General features: G+C 64.8%; 26 protein-coding genes and 1 pseudogene. 6 read left to right on the top strand and 21 right to left on the bottom strand.

Annotated features, from left to right (window positions below):
- The 6 genes from A3GO_RS0111860 to A3GO_RS0111830 form a co-directional block, all read right to left on the bottom strand.
- Nucleotides 1-1,659, bottom strand: coding sequence for a ParB family protein (locus A3GO_RS0111860; RefSeq protein WP_029133581.1), 1,659 nt, complete (start codon nt 1,657-1,659; stop codon nt 1-3).
- Nucleotides 1,652-1,888: a hypothetical protein gene (locus A3GO_RS0111855; protein ID WP_029133580.1), complete on the bottom strand. Its 237-nt coding sequence runs from the start codon at nt 1,886-1,888 to the stop codon at nt 1,652-1,654. The genes A3GO_RS0111860 and A3GO_RS0111855 overlap by 8 nt, the downstream gene beginning before the upstream one ends.
- Nucleotides 1,872-2,738, bottom strand: coding sequence for a ParA family protein (locus tag A3GO_RS0111850; protein ID WP_029133579.1), 867 nt, complete (start codon nt 2,736-2,738; stop codon nt 1,872-1,874). The genes A3GO_RS0111855 and A3GO_RS0111850 overlap by 17 nt, the downstream gene beginning before the upstream one ends.
- Nucleotides 2,739-2,778: 40 nt before the next feature.
- A complete protein-coding gene (locus A3GO_RS0111845; protein ID WP_016446183.1) occupies nt 2,779-2,997 on the bottom strand; it encodes an AlpA family transcriptional regulator in 219 nt (72 codons plus the stop codon).
- A gap of 122 nt (nt 2,998-3,119) precedes the next feature.
- Nucleotides 3,120-3,878: a hypothetical protein gene (locus A3GO_RS0111840; protein ID WP_029133578.1), complete on the bottom strand. Its 759-nt coding sequence runs from the start codon at nt 3,876-3,878 to the stop codon at nt 3,120-3,122.
- A 277-nt stretch (nt 3,879-4,155) separates the two neighbouring features.
- The gene (locus A3GO_RS0111830) at nt 4,156-5,067 is read right to left on the bottom strand and encodes a LysR family transcriptional regulator (protein WP_029133577.1); all 912 of its coding nucleotides are present in this window, start codon (nt 5,065-5,067) and stop codon (nt 4,156-4,158) included.
- 138 nt (nt 5,068-5,205) lie between these two features.
- Here A3GO_RS0111830 and A3GO_RS0111825 point away from each other — a divergent pair, with 138 nt between their 5' ends.
- A complete protein-coding gene (locus A3GO_RS0111825) occupies nt 5,206-5,400 on the top strand; it encodes a hypothetical protein (protein WP_157606800.1) in 195 nt (64 codons plus the stop codon).
- A 77-nt stretch (nt 5,401-5,477) separates the two neighbouring features.
- Complete coding sequence (locus A3GO_RS26135) at nt 5,478-5,804, top strand: hypothetical protein (protein ID WP_157606799.1); 327 nt, start codon at nt 5,478-5,480, stop codon at nt 5,802-5,804.
- Between the two features lie 135 nt (nt 5,805-5,939).
- On the opposite strand, the pseudogene moaA reads toward A3GO_RS26135, so the two are convergent.
- The 6 genes and pseudogenes from moaA to clrA form a co-directional block, all read right to left on the bottom strand.
- Nucleotides 5,940-6,916: pseudogene (gene moaA / locus A3GO_RS23720) on the bottom strand (GTP 3',8-cyclase MoaA).
- Entirely contained in the window at nt 6,904-7,656 is a 753-nt protein-coding gene (locus tag A3GO_RS0111805) for a Crp/Fnr family transcriptional regulator (protein WP_084610034.1), read from the bottom strand. The pseudogene moaA and the gene A3GO_RS0111805 overlap by 13 nt, the downstream one beginning before the upstream one ends.
- A 166-nt stretch (nt 7,657-7,822) precedes the next feature.
- Entirely contained in the window at nt 7,823-8,542 is a 720-nt protein-coding gene (clrC, locus tag A3GO_RS0111800) for a chlorate reductase subunit gamma (protein ID WP_029133574.1), read from the bottom strand.
- A complete protein-coding gene (clrD, locus tag A3GO_RS0111795; RefSeq protein ID WP_029133573.1) occupies nt 8,539-9,120 on the bottom strand; it encodes a chlorate reductase assembly chaperone protein ClrD in 582 nt (193 codons plus the stop codon). Before clrD ends, clrC begins: the two co-directional genes overlap by 4 nt.
- A complete protein-coding gene (gene clrB / locus A3GO_RS0111790; protein WP_029133572.1) occupies nt 9,117-10,103 on the bottom strand; it encodes a chlorate reductase subunit beta in 987 nt (328 codons plus the stop codon). Before clrB ends, clrD begins: the two co-directional genes overlap by 4 nt.
- A gap of 11 nt (nt 10,104-10,114) precedes the next feature.
- Nucleotides 10,115-12,859: a chlorate reductase subunit alpha gene (clrA, locus tag A3GO_RS0111785; protein WP_029133571.1), complete on the bottom strand. Its 2,745-nt coding sequence runs from the start codon at nt 12,857-12,859 to the stop codon at nt 10,115-10,117.
- 548 nt (nt 12,860-13,407) lie between these two features.
- On the opposite strand from clrA, the gene A3GO_RS0111775 reads away from it, so the two are divergent.
- From A3GO_RS0111775 to A3GO_RS23715, 4 genes are read left to right on the top strand one after another with little or no spacing between them, the layout of a single operon-like run.
- On the top strand, nt 13,408-14,256 hold the full coding sequence (locus A3GO_RS0111775) for a substrate-binding domain-containing protein (protein ID WP_029133569.1): 849 nt from the start codon (nt 13,408-13,410) through the stop codon (nt 14,254-14,256).
- The gene (locus tag A3GO_RS0111770; protein ID WP_029133568.1) at nt 14,253-15,698 is read left to right on the top strand and encodes a sensor histidine kinase; all 1,446 of its coding nucleotides are present in this window, start codon (nt 14,253-14,255) and stop codon (nt 15,696-15,698) included. Before A3GO_RS0111775 ends, A3GO_RS0111770 begins: the two co-directional genes overlap by 4 nt.
- A complete protein-coding gene (locus A3GO_RS26760) occupies nt 15,695-15,868 on the top strand; it encodes a response regulator (protein WP_335340041.1) in 174 nt (57 codons plus the stop codon). The genes A3GO_RS0111770 and A3GO_RS26760 overlap by 4 nt, the downstream gene beginning before the upstream one ends.
- A gap of 37 nt (nt 15,869-15,905) precedes the next feature.
- Nucleotides 15,906-16,871 (top strand): sigma-54 interaction domain-containing protein, encoded by a 966-nt coding sequence (locus tag A3GO_RS23715; protein ID WP_335340040.1) that lies wholly within the window; start codon nt 15,906-15,908, stop codon nt 16,869-16,871.
- Nucleotides 16,872-17,214: 343 nt separating this feature from the next.
- On the opposite strand, the gene A3GO_RS0111760 is transcribed toward A3GO_RS23715, so the two are convergent.
- The 9 genes from A3GO_RS0111760 to A3GO_RS0111720 all read right to left on the bottom strand — a co-directional run bounded on the left by A3GO_RS0111760 (nt 17,215) and on the right by A3GO_RS0111720 (nt 23,718).
- Entirely contained in the window at nt 17,215-17,442 is a 228-nt protein-coding gene (locus A3GO_RS0111760; protein WP_029133567.1) for a hypothetical protein, read from the bottom strand.
- Entirely contained in the window at nt 17,439-17,696 is a 258-nt protein-coding gene (locus tag A3GO_RS0111755; RefSeq protein ID WP_029133566.1) for an SHOCT domain-containing protein, read from the bottom strand. The genes A3GO_RS0111760 and A3GO_RS0111755 overlap by 4 nt, the downstream gene beginning before the upstream one ends.
- A gap of 72 nt (nt 17,697-17,768) precedes the next feature.
- Nucleotides 17,769-19,019, bottom strand: coding sequence for an MFS transporter (locus A3GO_RS0111750; protein WP_029133565.1), 1,251 nt, complete (start codon nt 19,017-19,019; stop codon nt 17,769-17,771).
- Nucleotides 19,020-19,022: 3 nt separating this feature from the next.
- Nucleotides 19,023-19,760, bottom strand: coding sequence for an MBL fold metallo-hydrolase (locus A3GO_RS0111745; protein ID WP_029133564.1), 738 nt, complete (start codon nt 19,758-19,760; stop codon nt 19,023-19,025).
- A gap of 124 nt (nt 19,761-19,884) precedes the next feature.
- A complete protein-coding gene (locus tag A3GO_RS0111740) occupies nt 19,885-20,523 on the bottom strand; it encodes a class I SAM-dependent methyltransferase (protein ID WP_029133563.1) in 639 nt (212 codons plus the stop codon).
- A complete protein-coding gene (locus A3GO_RS0111735; protein ID WP_029133562.1) occupies nt 20,520-21,665 on the bottom strand; it encodes a cysteine desulfurase family protein in 1,146 nt (381 codons plus the stop codon). The genes A3GO_RS0111740 and A3GO_RS0111735 overlap by 4 nt, the downstream gene beginning before the upstream one ends.
- A complete protein-coding gene (locus tag A3GO_RS0111730; RefSeq protein WP_029133561.1) occupies nt 21,662-22,834 on the bottom strand; it encodes a trans-sulfuration enzyme family protein in 1,173 nt (390 codons plus the stop codon). The genes A3GO_RS0111735 and A3GO_RS0111730 overlap by 4 nt, the downstream gene beginning before the upstream one ends.
- Nucleotides 22,835-22,878: 44 nt before the next feature.
- Nucleotides 22,879-23,484, bottom strand: coding sequence for a Tll0287-like domain-containing protein (locus tag A3GO_RS23710; protein ID WP_029133560.1), 606 nt, complete (start codon nt 23,482-23,484; stop codon nt 22,879-22,881).
- A 39-nt stretch (nt 23,485-23,523) separates the two neighbouring features.
- Entirely contained in the window at nt 23,524-23,718 is a 195-nt protein-coding gene (locus tag A3GO_RS0111720) for a YgaP family membrane protein (RefSeq protein ID WP_029133559.1), read from the bottom strand.
- Between the last annotated feature and the right edge of the window lie 45 nt (nt 23,719-23,763).

The following is a 23,763-nucleotide window of genomic DNA, read 5'->3' as shown; positions in this document are numbered from 1 at the left end:
TCAGGATTCCTGGCCCGCTACGCCGGCTTCCAGGTCCAGCAGCCGGCGCGCCAGGCGCAGCAGACGGAACAGCTTCACCAGCGCAGCATCGCTCAGGCGTGTGGCCGAGCCGCCGTGGCCATGTAGCAGCGCCGCCAGCTCGTCGGCCAGTCGCGCGCGGTCCAATCCGTTCGCGGAGGGCGGAGCCGCACTCAGCGCATGCAGCAGGGTCAGCACCGCCCGCGCGAACGCCGGCAGCGCCTTCGCCTGGCCCGAGGCCGGCGCCACGCAGACGAAGCCGATGCCTCCGTCGCTGGCCTCGATGTGGTCGGCTACCGCCGCTTCCCCGGCGATCTCGCGCGCGAACTGCGCGATGTGCACGCGCAGGCGATCCGGCACGTCCAGCCCCGGCTCGATGTACCAGACATCCGAGATGGGATAGAGCCCACCGGCCTGCACGGGGATCGCACGCAGCGCATCGGCCTCGAAGTCGGGCAGCTTGTCGCCGAGCTGGTCCGCGACCATTCGCTGGATGGACTGCAGGCGCTCGGTGGTCGGTGCCGGTGTCACGATGTGCCCTTGCAGGCGCTCGTCGCGTTGCCCGTGCTGGTCCTCCGGTGCTTCGGGCGATGCAGGCGGTGTCGCTGCTGGCGCCGGAGGCGCGACCGGCGTGGCGTCGCGCGGGACAGACGAGGCGGGTGGCTGCCGAGGCGCGGAAACCGGCGGAGGAGGAGCAGCAGGCACGACAGGCGCTGCCGGTGGCGTCGGCGACACCGGTTCGCTGGTCAGCGCACGCTGGCGGCTTTCGCTGTCGTTGATCTCCAGCGCCAGCGTGTCGTAGTCCGCTTCCAGCAGCTCGGCCATCTGGCCCACCAGCTCGTCCTGCACCCGCTGCGGCGAGAAGTCGTCCGGCTGTGTGTCGAACTGCGTCAGCACGTCCTGAAACAAGGTGGCGAAGTCCACGGCCACGGTGCGGCTCAGCGCACGCCGCTCCCAGGTGCGCTCGCACGCCTTGCGAAGCACCGCGAGCCGGTCCACCTGATGCCGGCCCAACCCGCCGTAGAGCAGCGTCGGGATCGCCGGCAGCAGATAGCGCACCGCATCGTTCATGCGGCTGATGTGTGACTGCGGCACCGGATAGCCGTCGGCAGTCAGCCGCCGCGCGAGTTCGCTCTGCGACAGCGCCTGGCCGCTTTCCTGCTCGTAGAACTCGCGCGCCTTCTCGATGCCCAACGCCCGCTCGATGAAGGTCAGCCCGCCGCGCAACTCGTTCTCGGCCAGATGCCCGGTCAGCGCCACGATTTCGCCGCGCGCCGGCCACGGGCGGAACAGGCACGCAATGCGGAAGAAGCGTTCCTCCTTGGTCTCGCTCCACAACTCGCGCAGGATGGCCAGCCGCGTGTTGCCGCCGTTGCGAATGATGTAGTGCGCCTCGCCCGGCCTGCGCGTGATCGCGGGGGGCGCATCCAGCCCGCGTCCGCGGATGGACGCCTTGATCTCCGCATAGGCCGGGTTGCGCGTCACGCGCGGGTCGTGGTCGTAGGGCCGCAGCTGGTCCAGCGTCACCACCATCGGTGTGTCGGCGATGGGGTCGCTCAAGGTCGCGGCCGAAGGGCCGCTGCGCTCGAAGCCGGTGGCCAGCAGCTTGGCAGCCATGTCCTGCGGCGTCAGCTCAGCCACGGCCGTTCTCCTGCGCCTGCCGGTCGGCGCGGCGAAGTTGCGCGCGGGCATTGCGGTCGGCACGGTGGTCGCTCGCAGTCGAGCTGGTGTAGATCGACGCGCAGCCTTGTTTCGTGAATTTCAGGTGCCCGCCGGCCGTGCGCACCACGCGCCAGCCTTCGCCCAGCGCGAACTCGATCAGCGCGCGCAGCCGTTCACGGCCGCGCGCCAGTTCATGCGCGCTCGCCATGGCCGGCCCCTCCCGCATCGGCCCGGCCGGTGACCAGCGCGAAGCGCTCCCGCCACGCGGGGAACAGCTCGCCGGCCAGCATGCGCATGGTGTCCAGCGCCGCGGGCGCCGTGCGCCCAGTCGGCTGCCGGTACTCCACCCGATGTACCGGCAGTCCTCGTGTCGCAGCGCGCGGATAGGCTTCGATGGCCGGCACGTCGGTGTCCAGCACCTGCACGCCGGCCTGTTCCTGGAACACCTGTCGCAGCGCCTGCTGGACCAGCCGCGCGTTCGACGACACCGGATGCACACGGTTGATGAGCAGGCGCAGCGGCGGCGGCTCGATGCCCAGGTGCCTATACGGTGCGATGTCCTCGATCAGTTGCAGTGTGCCGCGGCGCAGTTCGCGCGCGGCCAGAATCTCCGGCGTCACCGGCGACAGCGCCAGGTCGGACGCCAGCACTGCCATCTCCAGCAGCACGCTGCGCGCGCCCTGGGTGTCGATCAACAGCAAGTCATAGTGCGTGCGGAAGACGGGGAGCAAATGGCGCAGTCGCAGGCGCCCATCCGGTGCGTGCAGCAGCAGCGTGTTCAGTTCGCCGCGGTCGTCGTTGGAGAGCACCAGGTCCAGGCCCGCGATCGCGGTGCGCGACACCAGTTGCTCGATGCGCCGCTCGTTGAAGGCCAGCATCTCGTAGATGCCGCCGGGCGCGCGCACGTCCAGCGTGAAGTAGCTCGACAGCGTGGGCTGCACGTCCAGGTCCAGCAGCAGCACGCGCAGCCCGGCATCGGCGATGAAGCCGCCCAGGTTGGCGGCCGTCGTGGTCTTGCCCACGCCGCCCTTGGTCGAAATGATGGACACCACCTGCATGGGCTTCTCCTCGTCGAATGGCATGAACCGAGAAGAAGCGTCAGGCGCGTTCTTTGAGGCGATCGGCGATCCACTGTTCGATCTCCACCGAGTCCCAGCCCACCGCGCGCACGCCCAGGCGCAGCGCCTTGGGGAACTTGCCTTCCTTCATCAGGCTGTAGATGTGCGCGCGCTTGAAACCGGTCTTGGCCTCGACCTCCGCGCGGCGCAGGATGCGGTGTTCGGTCGGTGCTGCCGTGGCGGTGGTCTGCGAAGACATAATGAGCACTCCTTGACGCTGCATGGCGCAATCGGGAAAGTGCCTCGCATTCCATCGATGCAGGTGCCGGAAGGCACTGCAATTGCAGAGGGACGACCGGCAATTGCAGTATCCGTCGGCCGTCAGCCCATGCCTTGCAGTTGGCGCCGGGCCTGCGCCAGCTTGCTCCACAGGGTTCGCTCACTGATACCCGGCAGGTTTTCATGGTGCGCCAGCATGGCGCTGATCACCGACTCGATATTGCGAAACGAGGAATACGGTGCCCCGCTAGGCGACTTGCCCAGCAGCAGGGACAGGAGACCCCCGATGATGTTCAGGTAGGTCGATTCGGCGCGCGGGCCTGGCGGATTGTCGTTTTCCACCTTGGCCTGGCAGCTCGCGTGGGCCTGGATCAGGGCGGCGTGCTCCGAGTGCAGTGCATCGTGGGCCAGCAACAGATCGTCGAGCCTTGCACGGATGGCTTCCCGCTCGGCCAACAGGAAGCCGAGCGATTCCTGGGTCAGGGCCGGATGCAACGCTCGTTCGATCTCATCGAAGAGGAAGTTGGGCTTTTCACCCGGGTAGTAGCGCGCCATCCACACCCGCAGATCCACATGCCGGACGACCAGCGCGGGATCGTCCAGCGCGATCGTCTGCAGAGCGTCGGCCCGGCCCGCGATACGCCGTGGCAGTTCGTCGTGGGCCAGGGCATCCAGAATGCGTTCTGCGTTCAAGCGCAGTGTCGGCCAGCGTCGGAATTCGCCCTCGTCTGGCAGGGGGCGGCCGGCCAATGCGGACAGAATCCGCGTCTCGAAGCGCAGCAGGCCGCACCAGCGAATCGCCGCCTCGATCGGCCGGTAATACGTCCTCGCCGCTACCGGTGGCTGGCTTGCCCTCGCCATGGATGGCTCCTTACCGCAATCGACACGGCCTCCATTGTCGATGCAGGAAACCTGGCGAAAAGGGCATTCAGGAACTCGACCCAGGCCCTGAAGACAACATCCGGGATTCATTCATTTCATGCAACTGATCCTCTTGTAGATGTCACACATGCCATTGGCGTGGTCGGGCGCGTCCAGCCTCGCCCCGTCGTCCAGAACGACCATGCCCAACCATCGAGCAAGGCCGAGACCGGTCCCGGGCAAGACCCAAATTGCATCGACGCATCTGCTGATCAGCCTACGGCAGGGAGGCCGCCTCTATGGGAAGCTCCCCGACACGGCTGGCACGCTCGATGAAACCGGACAGCCGCTCCTCGGCCTTCTGCGCCGGGTGGAGCAGATATGTCGTGAGCAGGGCCATGGGGCAAGCAAGGGGCCGGACGACCACATCGCTGCGTCGGCAAGGCCCCAGATGTGCAGCACTTGAAAATCCGATGCCGTAACCAGCCGCCACCAGCGCCACCATCAAGTCATGGGTCGTTACATAGTCGGCCACCGCTGGCCGCGTCTCGACCATGCGCAGCAGTTCCTCCAAACGCCGGCCGCAACCTTCACAAACCTGGGGGTGGCACAGGACCAGCGGATGGTTCATCACCTCCTCGAGCGGAATCCTTTGGTAGGCCAGAAGAGGGTGGCGCGTCGGCAGTGCGACAACCAACGGGTCTCGCCAAACCGGCAGGCTCACGATGTCCGGTTCGTTGCCATCGGCCACGGCCAAGCCGACGTCGTAGAGATCGTCCCGTAGGCCAGCCAGGAGATGCGACAGGGGCACCTCGAACAGGCGGATGCCAACTTCCGGTGCCTCGCTGCGGCACAGGGCAAGCAGGGCCGACAGCCGCATCGGGGCAACCCCATCAGCCAGGGCCACGCGCAAGCTCGGCTGCTGGCCTTCGGAAGCCGCCCGGGTTCTGCGGCGAACCTGATCGCAAACCCGCAGCAGGCGCCGAGCATCCTCCAGCAGGACCTGACCGGAGGAGGTGAGGCGCACACCGCGCGGAGTCCGCACCAGCAAGGTCGTCCCCAGGTCCTCCTCCAGCTTGCGGATCGTGCGGGACAAAGGCGACTGCTCCATATGTAGGCGCCGCGCCGCCCGGCCGAAATGCAGCTCCTCGGCCACGGCGACAAAGCAACGGAGATGACGCATGTTCATGCCATTACCCTCGCAAAGCAAAGGCCGGGCCTCGTATGAAGCCTGGTTCTCATTCCAAATCCATTGCGTGCGCATTTGATGATGAATGAATGGATGACTTTCATCAAGGTTGCAACGAGTGTCGTTGGCGACGGCATAATGACAATTCCGATTTGTATTTCTGCCCTGTTGACCCTAGCCGGCGTCCTGCTTGCCGCGCGGCTGGTGCTGGGCTTTGCCTCGCGACTGTCGTGCCGCATCCATCACCTGGCCACGGGCTCCACCGCCGGCGACCATGTTGGCAACCTGTCGTGCAGCTTCTCGGCGGAGCACTCGTTCCTGGAAAACCTGTAAATGGAGCCGCTGCCGGATGTGGCGCGCACCTACATCGAGCGGGCCGAGGCGGGCTGGTGTGGCTCACCCGCAACCTCGTGCGCATATCTGAAGCCACACGCCTGGAGCAGAGCCTGACCACCACCACGCCGGAACGCTTCGAACTGACCGGAGTGGGTGCGCGGCGCACCGGACCTGGCGGCGCAGATGCTCGACAAGCTGGTGGAGAACGCGGTGGACTTCGCCCCGGTACACCCATCGTCACCGAGTTGGCCTTCCAGGGGGCCGGTAGAAGCAAGCTTAGACGTCACAACCAGATGCCGCCGATTCCCGCCCCGCCGCTGGGTCGACTGTTCGAATGGCCTCGGGCAGCATGGGCAACGGCGGAGAAACACCCCGCCCGGGCCTGTTCATGGCGCGCATGATTGCGCGCTTCCATGGTGGCGACCTGCACGCCGAAAACGTGCCCGGCGCGGTCCGCTTTCGCGCCATGCTGCGTGTGGTTTCGTAGGGTCAATCAGCCCCCCCTGCGGCGCTGCCCCGAGGCGCGGCCAGGAAGTTCAGCCGCCGGTGCTCGACATGAAGCGCACGATCTTTTCCGGCGCCTCGCGGAACTCGTGTCGGCGCGGCTTGCGGCGCAAGGCGGCGCGGATCTCCGCGGCGATTTGCACATCGTTATGCCCCGCGCGCATCAGGCGCGCCAGATCCACCCGATGCTCATCGCCCAGGCACAGGTGCAGCGCGCCATCGACCGTGACCCTCACCCGGTTGCAGGTGTCGCAGAAGTGCTGCGACAGGGGCGTGATGAAGCCAATGGAGAAACTGCGATCAGGGGTCGCGAGGTAGCGGGCGGGGCCGCCACCGGGAAGGATGTGATCCATAAGGCCGTGATCGTGCCGGAGCCGGGCGATCAGCGGCGAAAGTTCACTCGATCCAAGTTGCTGCGCGGTGTGCCCCATCGGCATGTTCTCGATCAGGCGCAAAATGAAGCCGCGCGTGCGGCAGTAGTGAATCATGGCGTCCACCTCATCGCCATTGATCTCTGGCAGCCACACCATGTTGATCTTGGTCAGCGCGAACCCGGCGGCGCGGGCCGCCTCGAGGCCGTCGAGTACCTCCTCCAGCGCGTCGCGCCGGGTGATGTGGGCAAAGCGATCGCGCGAAAGGGTATCCAGGCTGATGTTGAGCCGGTCTACGCCCGCTTCGCGCAATTTCGCGCCCAACGCGCGAGCTGCGTGCCGTTGGTGCTGAGGGCGAGGTCACGGAGCCCCGCGTGGCTCTTGAGGCGCTGCGCCAACTCGGCGATGCGCCCCCGCAATAGCGGTTCGCCGCCGGTGAGGCGGATGCGCGACACGCCGAGCGCGACGAAGATCCGCGCCACCCTGTCGAGCTCGTCGAAGCTGAGCCAATCGGCCGGCGGCTCGTAGTCGTCGAACTCCGGCGGCATGCAGTAGGTGCAGCGCAAATCGCAGCGGTCGGTCACCGACAGACGCAGGTAGTCGATCCGCCGTCTGCAGCCGTCGATCAGTTCAGCCATGGCGGGTATCCGTCCTGTCCGGCGAGCGCGGCGAGGCGGCCAGGGTCGGTGATGGTGATGGTGTGGCGGACCACCTCGATCACGCCCGCGTCCTTGAGGCGGCGCAGCGCGCGCGAGAAGCTCTCCGCGGTCATGCCGAGCAGGCGCGCCACCACGGTCTTGGAGGCGGGCAGCGCGACCACCTCCCGCCCCGCGCGCAGCTCCGCCCGGTCGAGCAGCCAGGCGGCGATGCGCTCGACGGCACCGCGCGTGCAGGCGGTGCGGATGTCGCGTGCGAGGCAGTGGATGTGCTCCGACAGCACTTCCACCAGGCCGACGGCGAAACGGTGGTCTGAGCCCAGCGCGGCGAGCACCGCCGCCTTGGGGATGCAGAGGATGCACGCCTCGCGCTCGGCCACCGCGGCGAGCATGCCCGGGACCGGGCCGAAGAGGTCGAGGGCGCCGAACACCTCGCCCTTCGCCATGATCCCCACGACCTTGGGCGCGCCGCTGGCGAGCGGCACGGTGAGCAGCATCGTCCCGCGCACGACGACGAGGAGCTCCTCCAGCGCCGCGCCTTGGGGGCGCAGATATTCGCCCTTGGCGAGGTGGCGCACCCGCGCCCGCTGCGAAAGCACGGCCAGGGTGCCCGCGGCCAGATCGCGGAACAGCGGCGTGCCAGCCAAGGCGGGGTCGGTCCGCGTGCCGCCGCCCGTCGGGCACGACGGGCATATCGGGGCTCTAGTCAGAACGCACTGCATGGAAACTCCAACGGGAAACCGGCTGTCGGCGCTGCTGGAAGGCTGCAACGCCGCCCGGCGGTCACTCGAACGAGAAGATGAACCTGACCATCGCCGGGACGTCCTCGTCCGTGCCCCGCCCCCACGGAGGCGGGGCACGGACGAGGGGCAGCCCGGCGTCCGGGTCTCAGAAGCGCAGCTGCCACCACTCCATGGTCACGGCCTTGAGGCCGTCCCGTTCCTGGTTCTCGCCGTCCCAAGCGGCGAACGCGATCGGCATGGTGCTGCGCCCCTGCAGGGTCGCGCCTTCCTCGGCCTTGACCTGCAGCGGCCGACTGATGACCACTTCCCAACCGTCACGGGTACGCACCGACGCACTCCGCAAGCCTTCACTCGGCACCGGGGTTGCAGTGCCGAAACCCTTGGCGATCAGGTTCTGCGTGCGACCATCGGCCCGCCAGTGCCATACATTGACGGCATGCTCGGCATCGCCCATGAAAGGCAGCGTGCTGACTTCGCCGTTGACCGGAAACTGCACCGCGGCGCCGTCGACGAATTGATCGGTATCCTTGATCGCGGTATTGGCCGTGACATCATTCCACGCCAGCTTGACGAACAGCCGGTCGCCCGCCCTTACTGCCTGAGCGGTCAACTGTTGCGTGACGGCCGTCCCGACGATTGAGGCATGACCAGGGAAGGCCGTTTGCAGAGCGACCTGGGTTGTCTGCGCCTTCTTCCAGACTGCGGCCTTGGGTGAGGCTGCATCTCCTCCTTTCACCGACAGGACCTGGATGGTGCGCTGCGCTTCGGGCGCAGCGTCCGCCGCGGCTGCCGCCCCCGCCGTCAATCCGGCAGCGGCGGCGAGGCTCATCGCCGCCATTCGCTTCATCATGCTGGATGTTCTCATTGCATTTCTCCCAGTTTCGGTGCTTGCTCGCCGAGCCGGCTGCGGTGGGTCTCCACCAGTTCGCCCAGGGCAGGGCCGAACTGCGCGTAGGCGCTATCGGTCGCTTCGAGGCGGCGGCGGAATTCAGGCAGCCATGCCGCCAGATGCCGTTCGAGGAAATCCCGCGCCGCACGGCGGAACGGTTCGGCGTCGCGCCCGTCGCGCAGGGCGGCGTGTTCCTGCAGGCACAGCCAGGCCAGAAACTCCAGTTCCGTGACCAGATGGTCGGGATACTCCCGGTCGTCCTGGTTGAGGTGGGCGTCGAAGTACTCGTAGTAGCGGAGCAGTTCCTGAAGGATGCCGTCGCGTCCGAGGTCCGGGCGATTCTGCCCTTCGTACAGCGACAGGGGCGCCTTGCCGACCCCGGTCTCGAATGCCGCGATGTATTCCGCCTCCAGCTCTTCCCGGGGAAGTGCAGGATCCACCAGGCCGGTCTCGGTCAGCCGGTGCCAACGTTCTGCGTCCGGGTAGGAGAAGATCTGAGCCATCGCCAGATAACCGCCGGCAAGCGCTTCGGGGTTGTAGATCAGCGCGTTCATATTCCGTACCTGTCCTTGTTGGTGAATCCGATGAGGATGTCGGTCAGCTCCGAGGGCTGAGCCTGTCGGCGCTTCTGCATCTCGCGACCGAGGATCGCCAGCGCCTCCTTCGTGCGTGGTCCGAACAGCGCTTCCAGGTCCTCGATGGGGATACGCGGCTTGTCGGAGAGCCGGCCGTCTTCCTCGAAGGGCGGCGGCGTGACATTCATGGGCGGCACATAGAACACGTTCGGTTCGGTGCCGTACTCGGCATGCAGCGGCAGCGCGATCTTCCACTTGTCCACCAGCTTGTAGACCGGCCCGTCCTGGTCGTCGCGGTAGCCCCAGAAGCGGATCCGCCCCGAGCACTGCTTGACGCACGCTGGCGCCTCGCCCTTTTCGACGCGCGGGTAGCAGCCGATGCACTTCTCCGAACGCCCCTTCTGCAGGTTGAAGTACATCTTGCCGTAGGGGCAGGCCTTGACGCAGTAGCGGTAGCCCTTGCAGCGCGTCTGATCCACCACCACCAGGCCGTCCTCCGGACGCTTGTAGATCGCCTTGGTCGGACAGGCCGCCAGACAGGCCGGATTGGAACAGTGATTGCAGATGCGCGGCAGGTAGAAGGAATGGTTGTTCGGGAAGTCGCCCGCGCCCTCGTCCTCGTCCCAGTTCGGACCCCAGGTCGCTTTCTCATGGGGCACTACCTGGTCGGCCTTCCCTTCGAGCAGGACTTCGTGAAGGTTGAAGTCCCCGACGCGCCCGCCGTAGTCGGCCATGATCGGGATGATGCCGTTGGTCTTGAGATTGCCATCGTTATCGAAGCCACCGCCCTTCTGCTCCCAGTTCTTCGGATAGCCCTTGCCGGGGCGGGTCTCCACATTGTTCCAGTACATGTACTCGCGGCCGTCGCGATTGGTCCACAACTGCTTGCAAGCCATGGTGCAGGTGTGGCAGCCGAGGCACTTGTTCAGGTCGAATACGTAGGCCAACTGTCTCTGACTCATGATCTGGTTCCTCAGGCTTTCTCGACGTCGACCGTCGTTTCGTAGAAGATCCGGTTAGGGTTGAACGCCCCGGACGTGAATTTGATGTGGCCGTAGCCGCCCACGAGTTCCAGCGGGTTGATGAGCTCCGAACTCACGCTGTTGTAGTGGGTCATGTTCTTGTACTGGTACTGCTCCCAGCCATGTTCGGTAAAGAGCATGTTCTCGGGCAGCGCCGGCATGGCCTTCGCCATGGCGAAGAACTCGCCCGACGAGTTGAAGATGCGGACCATGTCGCCATCCTTGATTCCCTTGGCGGCCATCGCTTTGGGGTTCATGCGCACGTCCGGCTCGCCGCGCTGGTGACGCAACATCCATTGCTCGGTTCGCGCGAAGGAGTGGATGCCCCACCGGGTATGCGGCGAGTTGCGTACGAAGGGATACTTCTTGGGCCCCAGCACACCGCCCCGGTACTGTGGCTTGGGCACAGTCGCGTCGAGGCGCTGGAACCAGTCGTGGTCGACATAGAACTGCAGACGGCCGGTGAGCGTGCCGTAGGGCTTCTTGTCGGTGACGTTCACCGTGAAGGGACGGTACGGCTTGTCCTTCGGGACGGGAGCCGTCTTGCCCGCCGAAGGGCCGACCGCGACGAAGCCTTTCGTCATCGCTTCTTCGTAGGTGCCCGGCCCCAAAGCCTTGGAGCTTTCCATGACGAAGCGCACCGCTTGCTCGTCGCTGGCCACCTTGCCGTCCATCGTGAATTCGTCGTAGATCTTGTCGAAGTCGATGAAGCTCTTGATCTCCGGGTCCTCGACCCGTCCGATGCCGCGTGCCTTGGCCCGCTCCTGGAGCTTGGCCGCAAGCGCCACAAGGATCTGCCAGTCGGTCTTGCGCTCGTACATCGGCTTCACCGGCTGACCGAAGGCGTGGATGAAGCGGGTGACCGAGGTTTCGCGAATGTCGAGCTTCTCGGTGTTTCCCGCCGCCGGCAGGACGATGTCGGCGTACATCGCGCCGGAATTGAGGCGGAAGTCCACCACCACGTTGAGCTCGCAGCGCTTGAGGAAATTGTCCCTGAGCTGCTCGTAGCCGTTGGACGTGGCGAACATGTTGATGCCGCCGGTGATGCTGACCACCGGGTTCTTGATCGATTGCCACTTGGGCATCCAGCCCTTGGCCTCCGACTCGAGACGCATCGCCTCCATGTCATCGACGCCGAAGCCCAGTTCGGCACGCAGTTGCTCATCGTCGTAGTAGGCTTTCGAGCGCTTGTACTGCTCGCCCCACACCCATTGCGCCAGCACCGCGGAGACGCTGCGTCCGGGACGCCCTTCAACGGTGCCCAGCGCCTTGCCACCTTCAAGCTTCCAGCCCTCGTAGGTGGTATCGATCGAACCCGTGGTGCCGTGGTGGCCAATGAGCGTCAGGATGAGGATCTTCAGGCGCCCGCACTGGAAGCCGTCCATGTGCTTCTGGTTGTTGTAGCCGTCGAGGATGCGCAGGGCCTTGCACTCGGCGATCCAGCCGGCCAGCTGACGCACCACCGAGGGATGCACGCCGGTGGTCGCCTGGGTGGATTCTGGCGTGTAGGGGGCGATCTCCTTCTTCAGGCGCTCGAACACCGTCGTGATTTCGATGTCACCGGCCTTGAACGTGCCCTCGAGCGCGGGATCAACGGCGCCCAGGCTGAGGGTCTTGTCCTTGGATCCCATGCTGCCCGGTGCGGGGGCCACCTTGCCGGTCTTCGTGTCCCAGACGTAGAAGATCTCGTCGCTGCCCTCCGCATTGAAGTCCTTCTCGCGCAGGAACTTGCCGTTGTCGGTGCGCACCAGGAAGGGAAGGTCCGTCTGTTCCTTGAGGTAATCTGCCTTGTAGTGCTTGCCGGCGATCAGCACGTTGACGATCGCCGCTGCCAAATGGGCATCGGTGCCGGAGGCCACCGGCACGAAGAGATCTGAATGGATGGACGAAGGGTTGTAGTCGGCCGAGATGTTCACCAGCCGTGCGCCGTTGTAGCGTGCCTCCATCAGGAAGTGGGCATCCGGAATCCGCGTGACGATCGGATTCTTGTGCCACATCAGGATGAGGTCCGAAGTAAACCAGTCGTCGAAGGTCGACACCGTCCGCGCGGGCACCCGTACCGTCTGGATGCCGGGGTACAGGTCGCCCGTCATCGAGGAGACGTCGGGACTGATGGCGCCCAGGAGCTTCGCCATCCGCGTGTAAGCCGTGTTGCTGATGACAGCGAAAGGCCGCTTCGGCATGTAAATGTTGCCCGGCCCACGATTCACCGTCGTGTCGATGATCTTGTCGGCGATCTCGGTCAGCGCCTCGTCCCAGGAGACACGCTTCCACTGGCGCGCACCGCGCTCGCCTACCCGCTTCAGCGGCCACTTGAGGTGGTCCGGCTGCTTGGACCAGGAACAGTACACCGCGCCTTTCTGACAGCCGCGCGGGTTCATGTCGGGAATGCCGGGCAGTTGCGGATAGGCGCTGATCTGCTCCTCGCGCATCGGGATGCCGTTCTTCACGAAAACGTTCCAGGCACAGCCGGCCACGCAGCCGTTGGAGTGCGTCATGACGCCGACCGAGTCCCAAGTCCACTCGTTGCGATACAGGTCTTCCCAGTCGCGATAGGGGTAGTCCTTGAGCGGATCCTCGATCGGCTGGATCTTGGAGAAGGCCCACAGGCTGGAGGGCGCGGCCGCGCTCGCGAGCGCGCCCAGGGAGAACTGCAGGAATCTACGGCGGCTGGTGCCGTCAGCGGGACTGTTCATGACTTTCCTCACTCGATTGCGTCCGGGTAGGTAACAGTGCATTCACTGTTGGCGTACTTTGTTGATGGTGATCAAACATGCGACATGTCAGTAACTTCTGATATTTTTCCTGCATCTTCTTCGAAATCCTCGTAAATCCATAAGCAATATCACGGATGATCTGTGCCGGCCGGCTGACCTTGCCTTGTTCATGCTGCAGCCTTCCGTCCTGCGGAGCAGTTCGATGCATGATTCCCGGGTCGATACGCACGCGGTGAGCCTCGGTGGGCAAGAAACCGGCACAAGGTTTGCGTCTTCTCCTGTTGAATCAAAGCCACAATCAATTCATGGTTTTGGATAGTCCTAAGCATAAACCGGGCCAACACTCAAAATTTGGACGCAAGCGCATGAAAAATCATGAAAATTCTCGAACTGAAAGCGCACGTTGGGCTTGGAACGGTGCCGTTGGTACAGAGAACGGTTGCCGCGCCAGGTCGGCGGGGTTACCTTGGCGTAACAAGACCGGAAAAAAGCTCATTTGGGGTTACGAACTCGTAACAGCGACACGCATGAAGACCTGGATCGCCGCCGTTCTAGTCCTGCTCTTCGGGGCGCTCGCTCCGGATGCCGGCGCCGCGCATCAGGCACCAGTGCGGATCGGACTGACCGCGACCTTCCCGAACGATCAATACCGTGCCCTCGAAGAGTGGCGCCGTTACCTGGAGCGCCGCCTCGAGCGCCCGGTGGAGTTCGTCCGGCGTGACAGCTACGCCGAAGCGATGGATCTGCTTCGCTTGCAGAAGATCGATTTCGCGTGGGTCTGCGAATATCCCTTCGTGTTCTTCAAGGGACAGATGAAGCTTCTGGCGATACCGCTGTATCGGGGACGCCCCTACTACCAGTCCTACCTGATCGTGCCGGCCGGCGACCGCAGCACGCGTTCGATCACGCAGCTCGAGGGGACCGTCTTCGCGTACGCCGACCCGTACTCCAACACCGGCTACTTGAGTCCCCGCTTCGACTTGCAGCAGGCGGGCTACGACCCTCAGCAGTTCTTTCGCAAGACGATCTTCACTTGGTCACATCGCAAGACGGTGGAGGCGGTGGCCTCGGGTCTCGCTCAGGGCGGAGCGGTGAGCAGCCATGTGTGGGAAACCCTGTCCACCGTCAAACCCGAGCTCACCGCCGCCACGCGGGTGGTGACGACATCGGCGGAGTTCGGCTTTCCTCCGTTTGTAGCGCGCACGGGGATCGGCGCTGCGGTATTCGACGACCTGCAGCGAGTGCTGCTGACAATGAGCGAGGACGAGGACGGCAGGCGACTGCTGCGTCACCTAAACCTCGACGGTTTCATGCGCGGTGATCCCGCCCTGTATGACCGGGTCGATTCGATGATTCGGAGCTTCAGCGCGCAATGAGAAGGTGGTTCGATCTCAGCTTCCGCTACAAGGTCCCACTCTGGGGAAGTGCCCTCATCGTCATTGCGGCATTGGCGGTATCCGCGGCGTTCATGGCCCAGGCGTACGACGATCTTCGCCGGGATCTGGTCGACAGCTCCGCGAGCCTGGGGCGGGCATTGGCCAGGAACGTGTTCCCGGCCATGCTCAACGATGAAGTGTGGCGCGCCTTCGAGATCATTCGCGCACCATTGTCTGCTACGCCCGGGGACAGCACGGTTCAACCGGAGATCCTTCTCGCTCTGGACCAGCGTCAGCAGGTCTTCGTGGCGACGGATCCTGTTGCTGCCCCGCTATCGATCCAGATGTCGGAGATCGGGGGTGACTATCCCGCCTTGGCGCGCCAGCTCGCCACCGCACCGGAGACTGCGACAGTCGAGCACATCGGGGAGCAGCACCTCTATGTCGCGGTGCCGATCGCCGACGACGGCATGCGGCTGGGCACGCTGGTCGTCGTGCATTCGAAGGACGTATTTCTTCCGCGCTTTTGGAGCGTCGCACAGCGCGGTGCACTCACCGGCCTGCTCGTGCTTGCGCTGCTGCTGCCAATCAACTGGTACTGGGGACGGCGCATGGCCGGCCCCTTGGTGGATCTGGCACGAAGCATCGACAGCGTGTCGGAGGGCGTCCCGCATACGCCCCCTCCCACGGACTACCCCTATCGCGACGAGCTCGGGCGCCTGTTCGACGCCTACGGCCTGATGGTGCGGACGCTGCAGGACAAGAACCGGCTCGAAAAGGAGATGATCCGCTCCGAACGCCTCGCAGCGATCGGCCGCCTATCCGCCGGAGTCGCCCACGAGATCAACAATCCTCTCGGTGGAATGCTGGTGGCGCTCGACAACTTCAAGCGCCGCGGCGGCCACGATCAGCGCACCCTGAAGACCGTCGCAATGATCGAGCGCGGCCTTTCCCAGATCCGCGACACGGTCGGCGCCATGTTGGTCGAGGCCAAGGTGAAAAGCCGGGACTTCGGGCCGCAGGACCTCGACGATCTCGTCACGCTGCTCGCCGCCGAAGCGCGTAAGCGAAAGGTGACAATCGACATCGACAGCAATTTGTCGGAGGAGGTGCCGCTGCCCGCCACGCTCCTGCGCCAGATCCTTATGAACCTGCTGCTCAACGCGATACAGGCATCCGATCCCTCTGCGGAAGTGCACTGCACGGTCCGTCGTACCGACGGCGCCGTCGTCGTGGAGACTTTCAACACCGGCCGCCCCATCCCCGAGGAGGTCATGAGCCACCTCTTCGAACCCTTTGCGACGGGAAAGGAGAATGGCTCGGGACTAGGGCTCTGGGTGACTTATCAGATCGTTTCGCAACTGGGCGGACAAATCGTGGCCGAGCGCCTCGAGGAGACGACGCGCTTTCGCGTCGTCCTGCCGGCAGGAGAATCAGCATGACAGTGAATACCTTGCGCATCTGTCTCGTCGAGGATGACGAGCTCATGGGAGAGGCGTTGAGCGAACGCTTCGAGATGGAAGGCCTCGCGTGCGACTGGCACCCGCGCGGCAAGGATGCGCTGCTGGCCTTGCAGCGCCGCCGCTTATGTTGCCAAGCCACTCGATGTTGACGCCCTCGTGCAGCGTATCCGCACACTGGGGAGGCCATTGGAGCCGGCCGGCGAAGCCGAGGACGGACTTGGGCTCTCCCCCGCCATGCAGGCCATTGACCGCATGCTGGGCCGCCTCGCGGCCTCCGACGGCACGGTGCTCATCACAGGGGAATCGGGCGTGGGCAAGGAGCAGGTCGCTCGGCGCCTGCATGCCTTGGCAGACGGCGGACGAGCGCGGCCCTTCGTCGCGGTCAATTGCGGCGCCATCCCGGACACCCTTCTCGAAGCGGAGCTTTTCGGCTTCGAGAAGGGTGCATTCACTGGCGCCATCAAGGAGCGCCGCGGCTATTTCGAGCAGGCCGACGGCGGCACCCTGTTTCTCGACGAAGTTGGCGACATGCCGCCCGCAATGCAGGTCAAGCTCCTGCGCGCGATCCAGGAGCGCACCATCACCCGGGTGGGCGCGGAGAACCCGTTCAAGGTGGATGTCCGCCTAGTTTGTGCCACCCATGAGGACCTGCACCGCCTCGTCGAGACCGGTCGATTCCGCGAAGACCTCTACTACCGAATCAACGTCATCCACCTTCCCATTCCGCCGCTACGCGAGCGCCGCGAGGACATTCTGTGGCTGGCGCGACGCTTCCTGGCGGAACAATCGGACAAGCGCGGCGGAACACCTTTTGCCCTCAGTGCGACGGCGGAACGCGGGCTGCTGGCCCACCCCTGGCCCGGCAACATCCGTGAACTGAAGCACGCCATCGAGCGCGCCTGCATTCTCAGCGAACGCCCACAGATCAGCCCCGAAGCGCTGCTGGGCGAGGTGCTACAGCCAGCCTTGAGCGGGGCTCTCGACGGCGAAACCCTGGCCGGGCATCTTGAGCGCTGTGAGAAACGCTACCTCGAACAAGCCCTGTCACTGCAACAGTGGCGAATCGGCGATACAGCGGAAGCACTGGGTATCAGCCGCAAGACGCTTTGGGAGAAAATGAAGAAGCATGGCATCGCCGAACCGGCGCGTTGACTTCTCGCGGCTATCGGTCGGCAAGCCCCCGCCACGCGGCAATCTGGCCCGTGGTCCCATCGCCGGTCGTCATCGTCCCCACCGACAGGCGCCGTTCCTCGCGCGCGGACCGCGACGCTGTCGCTTCGAGAAGCGCTCGACCGGACACTCCCGGTAAGGAAACGTGCAAGGTGTTCAGCAAGCGCGCATCGGGGTGGCCATTCAGTGCAAGCACGGGAGTCGCCCGTGCCGGCGAATCATGCAGGGGCTCGTGCGAACCGCGCGGCAGCCCCGAGGTCGACGAGTCAGGTGTCGGCTCTTGCGGCTCGAGGTGGCGGGTCGGCGCGATGACATTGGGGATGCTCTACGGCACGCGCGACCAAGCGGCGCTTTCGGCCGCCTGTAGCCCGCGCTGTGCCGCGCCCTCGTCGCGCATCGCGATGGCGGCACCAACAGCGACGCGTCCGTTGGGATGCGTGGCCCAGGGATCACCGAACTGATCGCGCGGGAACGGCAATGTCGCGTTGGCCACTTCCGGGGCGGCCGGGGTTGTGGCGCTGTCGTCGAGATAGATCGGCAGCGTCGCGCTCATTTCTCCAGATCGCGCCTCTTCTGTTCGTACTCCTCGCGGTCGATCTCGCCACGCGCGTAGCGCTCCTGCACTATCTCCAGCGGCGTCTTCTCCCGCGGCAACTCGCCCACCCTCGGGCCGGCCGCATCGCGCGCGGGCAGCAGCCAGCGAACCAGCGCCACGATCCCGGCCACGACCAGGACCCAGAACAGGATCATGAAGACGAAGCCGAACCCCATGCCCCATCCGCCGAACTCACCCCACTGGCCCATCATGTCCGTGCCCTCCATGCGCCGCGGCGTCAGGCCGGCGCGCGGGTCTGCTCGAGCGACTGTGGCGCGTTCCCTTCACGACGATGTCCGCACCAGGGTTTCACGCATCCGGAGCGCTGCGACCACGCCTGACAGAAAGGTCAGCGCCGCCACCAGCCAGACCGCCGCGCCCAGGCCGAACAAGTCGGCCGTGAGGCCCGCCAGCAGTGCGCCGACCGCATAGCCGAGATCGCGCCACAGCCGGTACACACCCACTGCGGAGGCGCGCCAGTTGGGATGCGCGACGTCACCGATGGCCGCGAGCAGTGTCGGATAGACCATCGCTGTGCCAAGGCCGAGCAGCACCGCGCCGAGCCCGAAGACGACGAAGTCCGTTCCGCCCGCGGTGATCGCAATACCTGCCGCCTGCACCCACATCCCCCACACGATGAGCCCCTTGCGGCCAATGCGGTCGGAGAGCGCGCCGGTGAAGATCTGCGCGATGCCCCACACCGCAGGATAGATCGCGGCGAGCATACCGATCTGCGCGAGCGTCATCCCGGCGGCGGCGAACAGCAGCGGAAAGAGCCCCCAGGCCATGCCGTCGTTGAGGTTGTTCACCAGCCCCGCCTGGCTCACGCTGGAGAGGTTGCGGTCAGTGAGCGAGGCGCGGCGGAAGATTTCGCCTTGCGTCGGCCCGTCGTCCACCTCCGCCCCATGGTGGGTGCGCACCTCGTGGGCGACGTGGTGGCGGGTCTCGCGCACCGCGAACACCGAGAGCGCCAGCCCCAGGGCCACGTAGGCCACGCCGAGGTAGAAAGGCTCGGGCCGTAGCCCGTGGGTGGTCGCCAGCCAGCCGGTGGCGAGCGCGCTGGCGGCGACTGCGAAGTAGCCGGCAAACTCGTTCAGGCCCATCGCCAGGCCGCGCTGCTTCGGGCCCACCAAGTCGATCTTCATGATCACGGTGGTCGACCAGGTGAGTCCCTGGCTCACCCCGAGGAGCACGTTGGCGGCGATCACCCAGTTCCAATCGGGCGCCCACATCAGCATGAAGGGCACGGGGATGGCCACGAGCCAGCCGGCGACCAGCACGTGCTTGCGCCCGAAGCGGTCGGACAGCCGCCCGGCGAAGTAGTTGGTGAGCGCCTTGGTGATGCCGAAGACGACGATGAAGGAGAGGATCGCAGTGCGTGCCGCGATGCGGAACTCTTCCTCGGCGATGGCGGGCAGGATGCTGCGTTCGAGGCCCACCATGGCGCCAACGAAGGCGTTGACCAGCACCAACAGAGCGAACTGGCCGAGGTTCTCGCGCAGGCCGAGGCGGATCGGCACCGAGGCGGTTTGCATCGTTCAGTCCGCGAGGCCGAGGTTGGCGCGCACCATCGCGTCCATCTCGGCAGGCCGGGGCGGAATCGCCCGCGTCAGATCGTCGATGAAGGCCGCGCGGTCCATCGTGAGCGCCGGGTTCCAGCGTTTCTCGAAACCCAGCGTCGACGAGGGCTTGCCGGAAAGACCCGCGCCACATACGCTGCCCGCCTGGTGACCCGGGAAGATCTCCAGCGCGTCGGGCAGCGGCAGCAGCTTGGCGTGCAGGCTGTCGTACAGGACGCCGGCCATCTCGGCTTCCCGTCCGGCGAGATCGGGCCGGCCCGCGGCGCCGACGAACAGGGTGTCGCCGGTAAGCACGAACCAGGGGGCCTCACCTCGGCGTTGGTCGGTCACCAGCAGGCAGACGCTGTCGGGCGTGTGGCCGGGCGTATGGAGCACCTTCACCTTGACGTTGCCGACGTCGAGGATCTCGCCGTCGCCCAGCGGTTGGAAATCGAACTTGACGCGCCCGGCATTCGATTCGTGCAGACAATAGGGGGCGCCCACTCTTTGCGCCAGCGCGCGGCCGCCCGAGTAGTGGTCGGCGTGGACGTGGGTGTCGATCACGTAGCGGATGTCGACCGCGGCCTTGCGCGCCTCCTCGACGAACCAGTCTTCGTCTCCCGCGACGACGTCGACCGCCACCGCCTTGGCGTGCCCGGCACAGCCAAAGAAGTACGAGAGCGAGGACTCCCGGCTTGCGAATTGCCTGAAGAACATGTTCGATCCCCCTAGACTAAGAGCGTATTGTCCGCTCGATGGTCCACTGCACGAGTGGGCCTGTGCAGACGCACTTTCATTCGGCGGGGCCGGGTAAAGCAAGACCCCCACGCGCACGGCCCGGTTACTTTTCGCCGGCGACAACGAGAAACGCGCCATGGAGAAACGCATTCGGCGTCAGCTGCTCCGCCAACCGGGCGGTTCTCGATCCGTCTGGAATGAAGACCGCACTTTTCAGTTCGATTCGGCCGATCGGTAGAGACGCGAGCGAGTGGCGGATTTCCTTTTCGGTATGCCAGTGGGCGCCTTGATAAGCGCCCGTACCGCCGTGGCACCCCTTTTCGCGCCATAACAAGCTGCTCTTATTCAAGAGCCCGATGGCAAACCGGCGCCGGGTGACACGGATGATTTCTCGGAACGCCCGCGACCAATCCTGGATGAAACACAAAGCGGTAACCGAGAATACGCAGTCAAAGGTTTCGTCAGCAAACGGCAGGCGCAGTGCATCAGCCTGCACATAGTTCGACGAGGAGTCTCTCTGAATGGCGAACTTCAGCCACGATAGGTCGAGATCGACACCGGTCATCTTCAAGGACGAGCGACCAGCAAGCCGCCGCGTGAACCAGCCTGTACCACATCCCACATCAAGAACCCGCTCGCCGTGCCGAGGGCCGAGCAACCGCACAAGCAAACCATACTCGGTCTCGCCGATCCAGCGACCCCGTTCGCTGTCATACCACGCATCGTAGTCGGCGGGGTTCAAGGTTCTACCAATCGACGCCAAGCCAGAACCAGTGCGCTTGCGGCCCGTTCAATGTCATCCATCGTTGTTGGCCATCCGGTCGACAGCCGCACAGCACCTGCCGCGCGAACCGCATCGCAGCCGATGGCGGCAAGAACGCCGCTCACGGCATCTCCCGCAGAATGGCAGGCCGACCCGACCGAGGCTGCAACTTGCTCGCTCACGGCCTGCAGCAATGCGCGTCCACCGACGCCGGGAAAGGAGACGTGAAGGGTGTTGGGCAAGCGATCGGTCGGATGACCATTGACGACCAGCCCAGGAATGGCTGCCTGAAGCCGCGCTTCCAGCGCGTCCCGCGTCGCGCGCAACCGCGCATCAGCTGAGGGCAAGCGCCCGCGCGCCAGGCGCGATGCGGCGCCCAAACCGACGATGGCGGGGACGTTCTCGGTGCCGGGGCGCAACCCGTGCTCCTGACCTGCGCCGAACAGGATGTTGACGATCGGCGTGCCCCGGCGTACGTAAAGCGCGCCAATTCCTTTCGTTGCATAGAACTTGTGCCCGGCAAGGGTCAGGAGATCGACGCCGAGCGCCTCGACATCGACCGGGATCTTGCCGACGGACTGCGCTGCGTCGGTGTGCAGCAAAACACCGTTTCGCCTCGTGATGTCCGATATTTCCCGGATCGGCTGGATCGTCCCGATCTCGTTGTTGGCGTGCATGATCGACACCAGCGCCGTGTCAGGTCGCAATGCCGCTTGCACATCGGCGGCCGACACGCAACCAAAACCGTCGACCGGAACCACCGTCAATGCCCATCCCTCGCGCTTCAGATGTAGCGCGGGCTCCATAACTGCCGGGTGCTCGATGGCGCTCACTACCAGATGCCGCTTCTCAGATTGAAGCCTTCGCGCAACACCCAGGAGCGCCAGGTTGTTCGCTTCGGTCGCACACCCGGTGAAGCACACCTCGTCGGGGTCGGCAGCGCCGATCAGTTCGGCCACCGCGGCACGGGCGTCGTCAACCGTTGCATGCGCCTCCCGCCCGAGGGGATATGAGGAAGATGGATTGCCGAACGTTGCAACCATGCTGCGCATGGCTGCCTCGACAACCTCTGGCGCCACCGGCGTGGTGGCGTTGTAGTCGAGATAGACCGGCGGCGTCATTGCAGCGCCTGCTCGAGATCGGCGATCAAGTCCGCCGCGTCCTCCAGCCCGATCGAAAGACGCAGCATGGCGTCCGAGATGCCACGGCGGGCGCGCTCCTCGGGCGTCAGACCATGGTGGGTCGTCGTGCACGGCTGAGTCACGAGACTTTCGGCACCGCCCAGGCTCGGCGCCAAGGCAAAGAGCTGCAGACGGTCGGCCACGCGGGTCGCCTCCTCCCCGCCGCCCGCCACTTCGATGGTGAGCATTCCGCCAAAGCCGTGCATCTGCGCCTTTGCCAGGGCGTGACCGGCAAAATCCGGCAAGCCCGGATAGAGCACGCGCTCGACCTTCGGGTGTCGTGCCATGGCTTGTGCGACGGCCTGGGCCGAGGCATTCTGCTGGCGCACTCGAACGACCAGGGTCCGCAGGCTGCGCGCCAGCAGCGACGCGGTTTCCGGCGCGATCATGGAGCCGAGGTTCTTGCGCCAGTTCCAGATCGGCAGCAGCAGCTCCTTCGATCCCATGATGGCACCCGCGGTCAGGTCGCTGTGACCGCCCAGATACTTGGTGGCGCTATGCACCACGAAATCGGCCCCGAGTTCGAGAGGACGTTGGTTGACCGGAGAGGCAAAGGTACTATCCACGGCGACTCGGGCACCGTAGATATGGGCCTTTGCCGCGATGGCTCGGATGTCGAAGAGTTCGAGTGCGGGATTCGTCGGCGTTTCGAAGAAGACAAGCTTTGGCCCTTCGGCGAGCAGATGATCCAGTCGACTCAGTTCGCTTCCGAGGATGAAATGGGTCTTTATCCCCAACTGAGGCAATTGGGCTGCAAGCAATTCTAGGGTGCCGCCGTAGGCATCGCCGATGCAGACTATGCCGTCCTGGCCGTAGGCCAAGAACAACGCCGTTTCCGCCGCCATGCCCGAGCAGAAGGCCCATGACAATTCAGCGCCTTCCAGACCGGCCAGGGTTTCCTCCAGAGCGAAGATGCTGGGATTGAGACCATATCGCGTGTAGAGCGCCCCTGGTTTCATCCCGTCTACGACATACAGTAGATCCGCGGTCGAGGGGAAGGCGAAGGTCGTGGTGTTGTAGATCGGCGTATGTGGGCTACCGTGGGCGTCCTGCTGGGTGCTGCCATGAATGGCACGGGTAGCTAGACCCCGGGCATCTTCGCTATGCATAGAATTTTCTCCGATACGAGAATGATCAACTCCGGGGCCCGGCTTCAGGGATTCAACGGAACATCCATTGGCTGGATGATGCTAAATGCACCTCGAATATCCCCGACCCTGTAGTCGACCGCGCGATCATGCGGATAAGCAGCGCTGGCTTTCTTCCAGGCCGAACTTAGTTTCTCTTTGGGGCCGTGACAGGAAAGACACGCGTCCTGCGTCCCGATTGCTTGCATGAAACGGAATTGTTTCGTCCCATTGCCATAGTCCGTGACGCCCGCTCGGGTCATCCCCTGCAAGGACTCCCCCTCAATCACCCTGCGTCCGAATTGTTCTAACCCTTCCCGTTCCCACTCGTCCGACAGACCGGTCCGCGGATTGCGCGCACGGGTTCCTACGCGTGTGATGCGCCATCCTGTCTTGATTGATGCCCGGTTTAGGACTCCCGGTGCGATCTCTTGGCACACCTTCATTGCCCCGTCCAGGCCATTGGCTTCCACCGCTTCCTTCTGGCGAGCAGTTATCTCGGAAATGACTTCCTTTAGAGCTTCCTTAGCTGCAGCCTGCCGCGCCTCGAACTGTTGATCTGCAAATGCGTTCGCGCTGCAAAGCGAAATGAGGGCCCATGCTAGGACATTGGGCGCAGACGTCGTTTTCATTCGTTTAACCTCTCCTGAAGTAATCGACAAGCTGTCTGCTCAGCCTTGCTTGGTGGCGCAACTCTTGCAGCCGCAGACCCTATAGAGAGGACAAAAGCCAACAAGCCCCGTCGCCAGTGGCACTACGCCGACCCAGCCCCAGGCGCCGATGCTTCCCATCGCGGTTGCACCGATCAAGCCGACCCCAAGCAGAACGCGTACGGCGCGATCCCAAGTTGAAACGTTCTTTTCCATTTCTCTACTCCTTTCTGTTGAGTTGCAGGTTTGAAGACGTGTGCA

This window comes from Sedimenticola selenatireducens DSM 17993 (assembly GCF_000428045.1).
In the GTDB taxonomy this organism is placed as follows: Bacteria; Pseudomonadota; Gammaproteobacteria; order Chromatiales; family Chromatiaceae; genus Sedimenticola; species Sedimenticola selenatireducens.
This window is presented reverse-complemented; position numbering and strand designations above follow the sequence as displayed.

What these genes read in the sequence shown, in the direction of transcription:
- A3GO_RS0111760 (WP_029133567.1), bottom strand. Translation starts at nt 17,442, where the DNA reads ATGAGCGCGACGCTGCCGATCTATCTCGACGACAGCGCCACAACCCCG.
- A3GO_RS0111840 (WP_029133578.1), bottom strand. Translation starts at nt 3,878, where the DNA reads ATGGCGAGGGCAAGCCAGCCACCGGTAGCGGCGAGGACGTATTACCGG.
- A3GO_RS0111775 (WP_029133569.1), top strand. Translation starts at nt 13,408, where the DNA reads ATGAAGACCTGGATCGCCGCCGTTCTAGTCCTGCTCTTCGGGGCGCTC.
- A3GO_RS0111750 (WP_029133565.1), bottom strand. Translation starts at nt 19,019, where the DNA reads ATGCAAACCGCCTCGGTGCCGATCCGCCTCGGCCTGCGCGAGAACCTC.
- A3GO_RS0111735 (WP_029133562.1), bottom strand. Translation starts at nt 21,665, where the DNA reads ATGACGCCGCCGGTCTATCTCGACTACAACGCCACCACGCCGGTGGCG.
- A3GO_RS0111770 (WP_029133568.1), top strand. Translation starts at nt 14,253, where the DNA reads ATGAGAAGGTGGTTCGATCTCAGCTTCCGCTACAAGGTCCCACTCTGG.
- clrC (WP_029133574.1), bottom strand. Translation starts at nt 8,542, where the DNA reads ATGAGAACATCCAGCATGATGAAGCGAATGGCGGCGATGAGCCTCGCC.
- A3GO_RS0111745 (WP_029133564.1), bottom strand. Translation starts at nt 19,760, where the DNA reads ATGTTCTTCAGGCAATTCGCAAGCCGGGAGTCCTCGCTCTCGTACTTC.
- A3GO_RS0111845 (WP_016446183.1), bottom strand. Translation starts at nt 2,997, where the DNA reads ATGTCTTCGCAGACCACCGCCACGGCAGCACCGACCGAACACCGCATC.
- A3GO_RS0111720 (WP_029133559.1), bottom strand. Translation starts at nt 23,718, where the DNA reads ATGGAAAAGAACGTTTCAACTTGGGATCGCGCCGTACGCGTTCTGCTT.
- A3GO_RS26760 (WP_335340041.1), top strand. Translation starts at nt 15,695, where the DNA reads ATGACAGTGAATACCTTGCGCATCTGTCTCGTCGAGGATGACGAGCTC.
- A3GO_RS0111855 (WP_029133580.1), bottom strand. Translation starts at nt 1,888, where the DNA reads ATGGCGAGCGCGCATGAACTGGCGCGCGGCCGTGAACGGCTGCGCGCG.
- A3GO_RS0111850 (WP_029133579.1), bottom strand. Translation starts at nt 2,738, where the DNA reads ATGCAGGTGGTGTCCATCATTTCGACCAAGGGCGGCGTGGGCAAGACC.
- A3GO_RS23710 (WP_029133560.1), bottom strand. Translation starts at nt 23,484, where the DNA reads ATGAAAACGACGTCTGCGCCCAATGTCCTAGCATGGGCCCTCATTTCG.
- A3GO_RS0111730 (WP_029133561.1), bottom strand. Translation starts at nt 22,834, where the DNA reads ATGCATAGCGAAGATGCCCGGGGTCTAGCTACCCGTGCCATTCATGGC.
- clrB (WP_029133572.1), bottom strand. Translation starts at nt 10,103, where the DNA reads ATGAGTCAGAGACAGTTGGCCTACGTATTCGACCTGAACAAGTGCCTC.
- A3GO_RS0111805 (WP_084610034.1), bottom strand. Translation starts at nt 7,656, where the DNA reads ATGCAGTGCGTTCTGACTAGAGCCCCGATATGCCCGTCGTGCCCGACG.
- A3GO_RS0111825 (WP_157606800.1), top strand. Translation starts at nt 5,206, where the DNA reads ATGACAATTCCGATTTGTATTTCTGCCCTGTTGACCCTAGCCGGCGTC.
- A3GO_RS0111830 (WP_029133577.1), bottom strand. Translation starts at nt 5,067, where the DNA reads ATGAACATGCGTCATCTCCGTTGCTTTGTCGCCGTGGCCGAGGAGCTG.
- clrD (WP_029133573.1), bottom strand. Translation starts at nt 9,120, where the DNA reads ATGAACGCGCTGATCTACAACCCCGAAGCGCTTGCCGGCGGTTATCTG.
- A3GO_RS0111755 (WP_029133566.1), bottom strand. Translation starts at nt 17,696, where the DNA reads ATGATGGGCCAGTGGGGTGAGTTCGGCGGATGGGGCATGGGGTTCGGC.
- clrA (WP_029133571.1), bottom strand. Translation starts at nt 12,859, where the DNA reads ATGAACAGTCCCGCTGACGGCACCAGCCGCCGTAGATTCCTGCAGTTC.